Origin of the sequence: Clostridium sp. CAG:221 (assembly GCA_000435835.1) — a bacterium.
Lineage (GTDB): Bacteria > Bacillota > Clostridia > Clostridiales > Clostridiaceae > Clostridium.
In genome coordinates this window covers 1-10,171 of record FR883403.1, presented here as the reverse complement: position 1 = coordinate 10,171, position 10,171 = coordinate 1, and the positions used below count along the sequence as shown (strand labels likewise).

Annotated in this window: 10 protein-coding genes, 3 tRNA genes, 1 riboswitch and 1 other annotated feature; of the genes, 9 read left to right on the top strand and 4 right to left on the bottom strand. The window is 29.9% G+C overall.

Annotated elements, in window-relative coordinates:
* Window positions 1-107 precede the first annotated feature (107 nt).
* A complete protein-coding gene (locus Q5O44_RS08390) occupies window positions 108-794 on the top strand; it encodes a YjjG family noncanonical pyrimidine nucleotidase (protein ID WP_022167962.1) in 687 nt (228 codons plus the stop codon).
* A 59-nt stretch (window positions 795-853) separates the two neighbouring features.
* Here Q5O44_RS08390 and thrS read toward each other — a convergent pair whose 3' ends face one another.
* Window positions 854-2,785 (bottom strand): threonine--tRNA ligase, encoded by a 1,932-nt coding sequence (gene thrS, locus Q5O44_RS08385; protein WP_022167961.1) that lies wholly within the window; start codon window positions 2,783-2,785, stop codon window positions 854-856.
* Between the two features lie 64 nt (window positions 2,786-2,849).
* Window positions 2,850-3,061 (bottom strand) — a binding site (T-box leader).
* Between the two features lie 106 nt (window positions 3,062-3,167).
* Here thrS and Q5O44_RS08380 point away from each other — a divergent pair.
* Together Q5O44_RS08380 and Q5O44_RS08375 are read left to right on the top strand one after the other, a co-directional pair.
* Window positions 3,168-3,252 (top strand) — tRNA-Leu (locus tag Q5O44_RS08380).
* Window positions 3,253-3,257: 5 nt separating this feature from the next.
* Window positions 3,258-3,333 (top strand) — tRNA-Gly (locus Q5O44_RS08375).
* A 304-nt stretch (window positions 3,334-3,637) separates the two neighbouring features.
* Here Q5O44_RS08375 and Q5O44_RS08370 read toward each other — a convergent pair.
* Window positions 3,638-4,042 carry an HNH endonuclease signature motif containing protein gene (locus Q5O44_RS08370; RefSeq protein WP_022167960.1) on the bottom strand — a complete coding sequence of 135 codons (405 nt, stop codon included), beginning with the start codon at window positions 4,040-4,042 and terminating at the stop codon, window positions 3,638-3,640.
* A 186-nt stretch (window positions 4,043-4,228) separates the two neighbouring features.
* Here Q5O44_RS08370 and Q5O44_RS08365 point away from each other — a divergent pair, with 186 nt between their 5' ends.
* The 3 genes from Q5O44_RS08365 (at window position 4,229) to Q5O44_RS08355 (ending at window position 6,724) form a co-directional block, all read left to right on the top strand.
* Entirely contained in the window at window positions 4,229-4,903 is a 675-nt protein-coding gene (locus Q5O44_RS08365) for a hypothetical protein (protein WP_022167959.1), read from the top strand.
* Window positions 4,904-4,954: 51 nt separating this feature from the next.
* Window positions 4,955-5,030: transfer RNA gene (locus tag Q5O44_RS08360), tRNA-Lys, on the top strand.
* A gap of 134 nt (window positions 5,031-5,164) precedes the next feature.
* A riboswitch (SAM riboswitch) is annotated at window positions 5,165-5,350 on the top strand.
* 90 nt (window positions 5,351-5,440) lie between these two features.
* Window positions 5,441-6,724 carry a Na+/H+ antiporter NhaC family protein gene (locus Q5O44_RS08355; RefSeq protein WP_022167958.1) on the top strand — a complete coding sequence of 428 codons (1,284 nt, stop codon included), beginning with the start codon at window positions 5,441-5,443 and terminating at the stop codon, window positions 6,722-6,724.
* A gap of 1 nt (window position 6,725) precedes the next feature.
* Here the strand turns inward: Q5O44_RS08355 and ispF are convergent, their stop codons facing one another.
* Together ispF and Q5O44_RS08345 are read right to left on the bottom strand one after the other, a co-directional pair.
* The gene (gene ispF / locus Q5O44_RS08350; RefSeq protein ID WP_022167957.1) at window positions 6,726-7,205 is read right to left on the bottom strand and encodes a 2-C-methyl-D-erythritol 2,4-cyclodiphosphate synthase; all 480 of its coding nucleotides are present in this window, start codon (window positions 7,203-7,205) and stop codon (window positions 6,726-6,728) included.
* Between the two features lie 63 nt (window positions 7,206-7,268).
* Window positions 7,269-7,457 carry a hypothetical protein gene (locus Q5O44_RS08345; RefSeq protein WP_022167956.1) on the bottom strand — a complete coding sequence of 63 codons (189 nt, stop codon included), beginning with the start codon at window positions 7,455-7,457 and terminating at the stop codon, window positions 7,269-7,271.
* Between the two features lie 123 nt (window positions 7,458-7,580).
* Here Q5O44_RS08345 and Q5O44_RS08340 point away from each other — a divergent pair, with 123 nt between their 5' ends.
* Genes Q5O44_RS08340 through rluF form a run of 3 tightly spaced genes read left to right on the top strand, consistent with a single transcriptional unit; the run spans window position 7,581 to window position 10,109 of the window.
* Entirely contained in the window at window positions 7,581-8,183 is a 603-nt protein-coding gene (locus Q5O44_RS08340; RefSeq protein ID WP_022167955.1) for a class D sortase, read from the top strand.
* Between the two features lie 12 nt (window positions 8,184-8,195).
* The gene (locus Q5O44_RS08335) at window positions 8,196-9,284 is read left to right on the top strand and encodes an anti-sigma factor domain-containing protein (RefSeq protein WP_022167954.1); all 1,089 of its coding nucleotides are present in this window, start codon (window positions 8,196-8,198) and stop codon (window positions 9,282-9,284) included.
* A gap of 45 nt (window positions 9,285-9,329) precedes the next feature.
* On the top strand, window positions 9,330-10,109 hold the full coding sequence (rluF, locus tag Q5O44_RS08330; RefSeq protein ID WP_022167953.1) for a 23S rRNA pseudouridine(2604) synthase RluF: 780 nt from the start codon (window positions 9,330-9,332) through the stop codon (window positions 10,107-10,109).
* Window positions 10,110-10,171 lie beyond the last annotated feature (62 nt).

Genomic DNA, 10,171 nt, shown 5'->3' with positions numbered 1-10,171 from the left:
AATTCCCGAAGGGAGCGTGGCGAAGCCACTTTTGTACTCCTATAGAAGAAAGTATTATAAATTATTATGGTGAAATAATAAAATAAGAAAATGCTGGAGGGAAAGAAATGAAGTATGAAGTAATATTATTTGATGCAGATGAAACTTTGTTTGACTTTAAAAAGTCAGAGAGAGAAGCTTTTAGAAAAGCAATGATTGATATGGGAATAGAATATGATGAAGATTATCATTTTAAAATATATCATGAAATCAATACAAAGATTTGGAGAGAATTTGAAGAGGGACTTATAACTCAGGAAAAGCTTAAGGTAGAAAGATTTAGAAGATTAGCAGACAAATTATCAATTAAATTAGATGAATATGAGATAGCAGAGTTATATATGGATTATTTATCAGAAGCTTCCTTTTTATATGATGAAAGTATAGAACTATTGGAAGAACTGAAGGAAAAGTATAAACTAATAATTATCACTAATGGACTTACTAAGGTACAAGATAAGAGAGTAAGAAAATCTAAAATAGCAAAATATTTTAAAGATATAATAATTTCTGAAGAAGTCGCTATATCTAAACCAAATGCAGAAATATTCCATCATGCTCTTGATAAAATAGGTTATAATGATAAGAATAAAGTATTAATGGTAGGGGATAGCCTTACTTCAGATATACAAGGTGGTATAAATGCAGGAATTGATACATGTTGGTATAATCCAAATGAATATATTAATAATACAAATATTAAGCCTACATATGAAATTAAATCATTATTTCAGCTTAGAGAATTATTAAAATAAAAGAGAAGTAAAAAATAGACCATGACTTTTGTCATGATCTATTTTTATTAAGATAAAGATTAACGTTCTTTTTTAGCTATTTCTTCAGAAATTCTAGCAACAATAGTATTTAAAGCTATTGGACCTTCTTCTCCATTCTTTCTGCTTCTTACAGCAACTTCATTGTTAGCTTCTTCTTTTTCACCTACAACGAAGATGTAAGGAACTCTTTCAAGTCTAGCTTCTCTAATTTTATAACCAATTTTTTCAGTTCTGTAGTCAGCTTCAACTCTGATTCCATTGTTTCTTAATTCACTTACAACTTTAGCAGTGTAGTCATTGTACTTATCTGATAAAGGTAATACCTTAACTTGAACTGGAGCTAACCAAGTTGGGAATGCACCAGCATATTTTTCTATAAGCATAGCAATAGTTCTTTCATAACATCCAATTGATGATCTATGAATAACGAATGGTATTTTCTTGTTACCATCTTTATCAATGTAAGACATTCCTAATCTCTCACCTAAAGCAAAGTCAATTTGAACTGTGATGATAGTATCTTCTTTACCATGAACGTTCTTAAATTGTATATCAAGCTTTGGTCCGTAGAATGCTGCTTCACCTTCAGCTTCAACATAATCTATATTTAAGTGATCTAATATAGTTCTCATTTGGTTTTGAGTAGCTTCCCAAGCTTCTGGGTTGTTAATATACTTTTCAGTGTTGCTTGGATCCCATTTAGAGAATCTGTAAGATATATCTCCATCAATTCCTAAAGTACTCATAACATAGTTAATTAAATCAATAACTTCTTTAAATTCTGATTCTAATTGTTCAGGAGTACAGATTATATGTCCTTCAGATAATGTAAATTGTCTTACTCTTATAAGACCGTGCATTTCTCCTGAAGCTTCTTTTCTAAATAGTGTAGAAGTTTCAGCATATCTGATTGGAAGGTCTCTGTAGCTGTGTTGTTCTGCATTGTATACTGTAAATTGGAATGGACAAGTCATTGGTCTTAAGGCCATAACTTCATTATCTTGTTCTTCGTCACCTAAAACAAACATTCCATCTTTATAGTGATCCCAATGTCCTGAAGCCTTGAATAAATCATTTTTAGACATGAAAGGAGTCTTAGTTAAAACATATCCTCTTCTTTCTTCTTCATCTTCAATCCATCTTTGAAGAGTTTGGAATATCTTAGCTCCCTTAGGCATGAATAGTGGTAAACCTTGACCAACCTTTTCGTCAGTTGTAAAGATTCCAAGTTCTCTACCTAATTTGTTGTGATCTCTCTTTTTAGCTTCTTCTAATGCTTCTAAGTAAGCATCTAAATCAGCTTTCTTTAAGAATGCAGTACCGTAAATTCTAGAAAGCATCTTGTTTTTTTCGTCACCTTTCCAGTAAGCACCAGCACTTCTAAGTAATTTAACAGCTTTTATATTCTTTAATGACATTACGTGAGGACCAGCGCAAAGATCTGTAAAATCACCTATTTTGTAGAATGATATTATTTCATCTTCAGCTAAATCGTTTATTAATTCAACTTTGTAAGGCTCATCCTTCATAAGTTCTAAAGCTTCGTTTCTTGGAAGTTCAAATCTTTCTATAGCAGGATTTTCCTTAATTATTTTTCTCATTTCATCTTCTATTTTAACTAAATCGTCAGCTGTGAAAGCTTTTTCTGTATCAAAGTCATAGTAGAATCCATTTTCTATTGATGGTCCTATAGCTATTTTAGCTTCTGGGAATAATCTTTTTACAGCAGCAGCTAATACGTGAGAAACACTGTGTCTTACAGCATCTTTTCCTTCTTGACTATCAAATGTACAGATTTCAAGAGCACAGTCTTCATTTAATATAGTTCTTAAATCTTTAACTTCTCCATTTACTTTTCCACATTGTGCATTTCTAGCTAAACCTTCGCTAATTGATTTTGCAACGTCTAAGATTGATGAACCTTTAGCAACTTCTCTAACAGATCCATCTTTTAAAGTTATTTTAATCATGTTTTTTCGTCCTTTCATTATGTATTTTAAAAATAAAAAAAGCTCATCGTCTCTTTTCCTATAGAAAAGGGACGAGAGCATATATTCCCGTGGTTCCACCCTTAATTGCCTAAAATAATAGGCCACTTAAGAATCATCGTAACGTGATGACAAACGGACTGGATTAGAGTCACTCCGAGTTAGTTTTCAACTAATTTCATTTAAATCTGCTTCCAGCTATTGCAGATTCTCTCTGGAAATATACCTTTAGTTTACTTTTCTCATCATAGTATTTTCATATTTAAGATAATTATATGTATCAAATTAAAATATGTCAATATTGAAAAAATGTTAAAATAAATATTGCATTACTTTACAATAAATGGTAAAATTAAATCATCAAGCAGGTGTGGCGGAATTGGCAGACGCACTAGACTTAGGATCTAGCGCCAACCGGTGTAAGGGTTCGACTCCCTTCACCTGCACCATTTAAGCGGTAATGACTCAATTGGCAGAGTGTCACCTTCCCAAGGTGAACGTTGCGGGTTCGAGTCCCGTTTACCGCTCCATTTATCCAATTAAGAATTAACAGTGATGAATGAAGAATAACTGATGGAGCTTCTAATGAAGTTCCTTTTTGTTATGAATTTATAAAATTAAAAAGAAAAAAGTATTGAAAAAAGTTAAAATATTGTAATAAAATAATTATGTAAGAATAAAAAGTATATGTATATATAAATATTAGCGTAGTAGGAGTGCGTAAGCCTAGGAATAGGTTTATGCATTTTTTATTTTTATAAGAAAAATATATAACATATAAGAGGAAGCTTGAAAGCTTCCTCTTTTCTTTAATAAATATATTATAATAGCAGTTTAAATATAGTCTAACTCTAATAAGTCAAAGGCTAATTCGTCTAAGGATTCGTAGTTATATAATCTACATCCCATTAGTTTCCAAATAATATCATCCTTTTTAAAGCCTTCCTTATATAGTTTTAAATCTTTTAATAATCGTTTAAGAGCTCCATTATGGACTCCTAGTATAATTGATAATTCTTTAGGCCAGTAGTACTTTTTTGGTAAAATCTCGTATAGTTTTTGCTGTAATTCAAGCTTGTATTGCAAGTCAATCATTTTGTTTTGATGGGGACCACATTTTCCACGATGATGAAGAGCACAAAGATACTTATAGTTGAGCTCTATATCAAAACCACCCTCACTTCTATAAACAATATGATGCACATCAGCTTTTTCTCCACAAATACTACACTTATACAAACTCTTGCCCCCTTTATCTATATAAATTAATTTATATTACGAAACATATTAACATTCAATTCGGAAATTAATTAGAGTTTTCATAAAATTTTTACATTTAAATAAAAAAACGGTTATAATTATAGTAGAAGTGGTAAATATAGTTTATAGTATATTATATTAATTTTTAAAAGAAAGGTGATAGCTATGAAGAATAAATACGATTCTTTTAAATATTGGGAAAACCTTATAAGTGAAAATAAAACTATTAGAGGGCATATGTTCATGAATGAACTTCCAACAGAAAAAAGCTTATATATACACACGTTAATTTTTTCAAAATTCAATGGATTAAAAAATATATGGAGTTACTTTCCAGATGAAATGGCTCTTCTTGGATATATACAGTATTCATTCTTGCAAGAAGCTTTTTATATATGGATAAATGGTAGAAAACAGGGGATTTCTTATATTCCTTTAAAGCCTGTGGAAGAGATAATTAAGGATGGGGAGAAAAGAAATAGAATTACTAAGGAAGAATCACTTGAAATGAAGAAACAAGTAGAGAGAATTAAGAAATTATGGTCATTACCTAGAAATAAAATATTATTAGAGCTTAAAAAATTCGTTAGGGATTTTAATAAAGCTTGGTATGGTGATAGTACAGAATTCTTATATTTAAAGATATTTAATACCCCAGAGGAGCTTGGAGAGTTTGTTATTAATTCTAGCTATATGAGTAGTTCTGTAGAGGAATTTGAGAAAATGTCTAGCAAAAGTATTGATGACTGGAAAATTATCTGTAGTACAGCAGATAAAGATAAGATAACAGGAGAAGCTTTTAGAAAGATTTTATTGAAATATTTAACAGAAGTTATATAGTGTTGTTGACAGTAAAATTTCAAAGTGTTATAATTTTATTGTAAACTATAAGCGCCATTAGCTCAGTTGGTAGAGCACCTGACTCTTAATCAGGGTGTCCCCGGTTCGAACCCGTGATGGCGCACCATAAAAACGTTGTGATTAGTTTTCACAACGTTTTTATTTTAACTTTTAGTTATAAAAAGTAATTTATATTATTGTAAAAATATTGACATTGACAAGGGTAATAATGTCTTGTTAAAATACTATTGTAAAAAGAATAACTTATCAAGAGTGGTGGAGGGACTGGCCCTGTGAAGCCCAGCAACCTATTTTGCAAATGCAGAATTAAGAATTAAGAATTATGAATTAAAGTGAAAATTTCAGCGAAATTTTTTGTAATTCATCATTCATTATTCATAATTCATCATTGAATAAAAGTTGGTGCTAATTCCAAGTAGATAAGAAGAGTATATATTAGTTTAGAATTTATAAGCTTCAGTATCATACTGAGGCTTTTTTTAATACAAAAAATAAAAAGATTAAGGAGAATAACCAATGAAAAAAGGAAGTATAAGTGCATTACTGCCGTTATTGATATTTTTAATATCTTATGTTGGATTATCAATAGTAGCTGGAGATATGTATGGGGTATCTGTTATAATACCATTTTCCATAGCAGCTATTAGTGCTTTAGTAATGAATAGAAAGAGAAGCTTTAATGAAAAATTAGAAACATTCTGCAAAGGAGCAGGTGAAAGTAATGTAATATTAATGATTATTATATTTATATTAGCTGGTGCCTTTGTACAAGTAGCTAAGGATATGGGAGCTGTAGAATCAACAGTAAATCTAGGGATTTCAATATTACCTAAGAATCTTTTAATAGCCGGACTATTTGTAATTGCATGTTTTATAGCTATTTCAGTTGGTACTTCAGTGGGAACAATTGTTGCATTAGTTCCTATAGCTGTAGGAATTGCTGACAAAACAGGAGTTGGTGTAGCTTTATCCACAGCTGCTGTTGTAAGTGGAGCAATGTTTGGGGACAACCTGTCAATAATTTCAGATACAACAATTGCTGCCACTAGAACTCAAGGTTGTGAAATGAGAGATAAGTTTAAAACTAACTTTAAGATTGTTATGCCAGCTGCTATATTAACAATAATTATTTTGATAATGATGACAAAAAATGCTGGAATGGTTGAAATTGATACTTTAGAATATAGCTTTATAAAAATAGTTCCTTATTTAGCAGTAATAATAGCAGCACTTTGTGGATTAAATGTAATGATTATTTTAACAGCAGGAATAGTTATTGCTGGAATTATTGGATTAGCTTCTGGAAGCTTTAATATAGTTGGGTTATGTACATCTATAGCAAGTGGAGCTATGGGAATGAGTGAGCTTATTATTATTTCTTTAATGATTGCTGGAACAATAGCAATTATAAAGGAAAATGGCGGAATAGATTTTATTTTAAATATTGGCTTAAAGAAATTTAAAAATAAGAGAGATGCAGAATTAGGCATTGCTGCTTTAGTAAGTTTTGTTGATATATGCACAGCAAATAATACTATAGCAATAGTTTCAACAGGACCTATAGCAAAGGATATTTCAGATGAATTTGAATTAGAGCCTAAGAGAGTAGCTGGAATATTAGATATGTTTTCCTGTGTATTCCAAGGAATTATACCACATGGTGCTCAGCTTATATCAGCAGCTGGTATAGCATTAGTATCACCATTTGAAATAATGAAGTTCTTATTCTATCCATATTTAATGGGTATATGTGCATTAATATCAATTTTCTATTACAATAGAAAAAGAGCAGCTAGATAAACTAGCTGCTCTTTTTTGTAAGTAGGCAGATACTTTGAGAAGAAATTCCCTTGCCTTCACCGGTAAAGCCTAACCCTTCTTCTGTAGTTGCTTTTACATTAATTTGATCAATATTTATGTTTAAAGCTTCTGATATATTTTTTCTCATATTTTCTATATGTGGAGCCATCTTTGGCTTTTGTGCAATTATAGTAGAATCTATATTTTCTATAAGCCAATTATTTTCTTTTAATAATGAGCCTACATGTTTTAAAAGCTCAATACTTGATATGCCTTTATATCTATGGTCGCTATCAGGAAAATGTTTTCCTATATCGCCTAAAGCAGCAGCACCTAATAAGGAATCCATGATGGCATGAAGCAATACGTCTGCATCTGAATGACCTAATAATCCAAGGGAATACGGTATTTTAACTCCTCCTAAAATAAGATCTCTATCTTCAACTAATTTGTGGACATCATATCCCATTCCTATTCTCATTTCATCACCTCATATAAATTATAAAACAGATATATTAATTTATAAATAGTAATGGGATTTTAATTAATAATTTGATGTTTTTCTCTTTACAGCATTATTTAAACGTTTACTACTTCTATTATACTTAGGTAATGGTAAAATTTTAATTAATGAGAATGTTACTTTATATAAAATTATCAGAGTTTTTGATTTAATTTTTTTCTTAGTAAAAGTGAAATCAACATATATTATATTTTTTTTATCTCTTTTCATAAAACCACACCCCTTTATACTATTATCTTATGATAAGTAATTATTTTTAAAAACCTTTATGATATAATATATGTAATAAAATTTATATATGTAACAAATTATAACTGGTAATGGGAGGAGTATATGGATAAGTTTAGAAGAGTAGTAGGAATCTTATTAATTATTATTGGTGTGGTAATAATTGGTGATGTTGCCTATAAGAAAATTATAACACTTAAGAAACAAAAAGAAATAGTAAAATTATTTGAAAATGGTTTTTCAGAAGGGACTTCCACTGAAGGGGCTACTGAGTCAAGTGAATCGGTAAATTTAGATGAAATAAATGGATATAAGCCAATAGCAATCATTGAAATACCAAGTATTAATTTATCTCAAGCATTAGTAGAAGGAATCAGTGATAATGTATTACAATACTTTTTAGGTCATTTTCCAGATTCAGCTGCACCTGGACAAGTTGGTAATTTTGCTATAGCAGGACATAGAGTGTCTGATTATACAGATGCATTCATAAATTTATATAAAGTTACAGCAGGAGATAAAATTATAGTTAAAACACACGATAAGAAATATACTTATGTAATAGAAGAAAATTATATTGTAAATCCAGATCAGGTGGAAGTTTTAGATGCTACAGAAAACGCTACTATTACATTAATTACATGTACAGTAGGATCAAAGCAAAGGGTCATTGTGAAAGGGACATTACAATCAACAGAAGACTTATAAAAGGTGGAAAAAATGAGTGAATATAAAAAGGGCAAATATAGCTTTTCTTTAGCTCCAGCTTTAGTACTAGTTGGCAAGGAAATAGTTGAAGAAAGAAAAAATCAGGTAGAAGGGTTTATTAGAGAATTAGAGGATTATAACATAATATTAAGAGATTTAGCAGAGGAAGAAGTTAGTTTAGATTTAAGAAATGAACTTTTAAACATAGCTATGTATATTTCTGAAAATGCAGAAATATATAATGAATTCTATGAAAAAAAACAACTTCCTCTTAACAAGATAGCTAAAGCAGTTCTTAAGCCAAGGCAATTTTTACAAAAATGGCGAGAGTATATAATAGTATACTCTCTAATATTAGGGAATTATAACTATAAACATATTTCAGATTACTTAAAGATAATTGAGAAGAAAGAAGAGATTGAAGAAAAAAGAGATAATAATGTTATAATCTTTGATAATATAGCTAAATTTAATTCCGAAGAAAAAGAATGTGAAAATAATGAATATCCTGATGAGGAACTAGAAGAGTCATCATTGTTAGAGGATGAGTCAGAAAAGGTGAAAGGTGTTGTTTTATATAAAAGAAAAGCAAAAGCAATTATTCTTACATCCAGTGGAGAATTCATTAAAGCAAAGATAAATGATAAAAATATAGGTGATGAAGCAAGCGTAAATATAAAAAAGAAGTTTAAAAATAAAAAGTTTTATATTGGAATATTAATACTATTTATAATATGTGGAATATCTGTAGGAACATATAAATACTTTAAGGGAGTTACCACTATAATCTTTGAAGCTGATGAACAGATAACATTAGAAGTTAATGCTTTTAACAGGGTAGTAAGAAGTAAATCTAATGTAAGTAGTGCAGGAAGCATGTTAGAAGAAGTGGAAGTTCAGGATAGAGATATAGATTCTGCCATTTTTAAGTTAATAAAGTATTGTAATGAAGAGGAAAAGATAAGTAAAGGGCAGGTATTGATTACTGTAACAGGAAACGCCATTAAACATGGTATTTTAGGTGATACAAGCAAGTATGTTTCAGAAGAAGGAATTAATGTTAAGTTTAACAATGCAGGGTATGAGTCAAACTTAAAATAATAATAACCAATGATGATTTTACAATTTAACTAAAGGAAGGTTTATATGAAATCAAATAAAAAGAAAGATCCAATAATAGTACATAATGATAGAGGAGAAAGTATAAGGCTTAATAAATATATAAGTGAATCAGGATTTTGCTCAAGAAGAGAAGCTGATAAGTTTATAGAAAGTGGCAAGGTTACTGTTGATGGTGTAAAAGCAGTTATGGGAACTAAGGTGCAAAAAGGCCAAAAAGTAAGGGTAAATGGCAAACTTATAAGCAAGGTTGAGGAAATGGTTTATATAGTATTAAATAAGCCAGTAGGAATAACATGTACTACAGAGCATAAGGTACGTGGAAATATTGTTGATTTTGTTAATCATGAAAAAAGAATATTTCCTGTAGGCAGATTGGATAAGGACTCTGAAGGGTTAATTATCTTAACTAATGATGGAGATATAGTTAATAAAATATTAAGAGCTGGAAACAACCATGAAAAAGAATATATAGTTAAAGTAGATAAACCTATTAATGACGAATTTGTAAAAAGGATGAGCAATGGTGTAAGAATATTAGGGCAAGTAACTAAAAAGTGCTATGTAAAAAAAGAAGGTCCTAATACATTTAGAATAATACTTACACAAGGATTAAACAGACAAATCAGAAGAATGTGTGAAGCATTAGGATATAATGTTACTAAGCTTAAAAGAATCAGAATAATGAATATAAATCTTGGTGAACTTAAAAAAGGTCAATGGAGAGATCTTACAGTAAGAGAGCTTAAGGGACTTAATAATCTAATTATGAATTCAGGAAAAACTAAAGAAGTAGACGAGAAGTAAAAGGACTGAGCGAAACGCTCGGTCTTTTTTTAAAGTACAGGAAAGTATAAAATTTTCGATGG

What these genes read in the sequence shown, in the direction of transcription:
- Q5O44_RS08390 (WP_022167962.1), top strand. Translation starts at nt 108, where the DNA reads ATGAAGTATGAAGTAATATTATTTGATGCAGATGAAACTTTGTTTGAC.
- thrS (WP_022167961.1), bottom strand. Translation starts at nt 2,785, where the DNA reads ATGATTAAAATAACTTTAAAAGATGGATCTGTTAGAGAAGTTGCTAAA.
- Q5O44_RS08365 (WP_022167959.1), top strand. Translation starts at nt 4,229, where the DNA reads ATGAAGAATAAATACGATTCTTTTAAATATTGGGAAAACCTTATAAGT.
- Q5O44_RS08355 (WP_022167958.1), top strand. Translation starts at nt 5,441, where the DNA reads ATGAAAAAAGGAAGTATAAGTGCATTACTGCCGTTATTGATATTTTTA.
- ispF (WP_022167957.1), bottom strand. Translation starts at nt 7,205, where the DNA reads ATGAGAATAGGAATGGGATATGATGTCCACAAATTAGTTGAAGATAGA.
- Q5O44_RS08345 (WP_022167956.1), bottom strand. Translation starts at nt 7,457, where the DNA reads ATGAAAAGAGATAAAAAAAATATAATATATGTTGATTTCACTTTTACT.
- Q5O44_RS08340 (WP_022167955.1), top strand. Translation starts at nt 7,581, where the DNA reads ATGGATAAGTTTAGAAGAGTAGTAGGAATCTTATTAATTATTATTGGT.
- Q5O44_RS08335 (WP_022167954.1), top strand. Translation starts at nt 8,196, where the DNA reads ATGAGTGAATATAAAAAGGGCAAATATAGCTTTTCTTTAGCTCCAGCT.
- rluF (WP_022167953.1), top strand. Translation starts at nt 9,330, where the DNA reads ATGAAATCAAATAAAAAGAAAGATCCAATAATAGTACATAATGATAGA.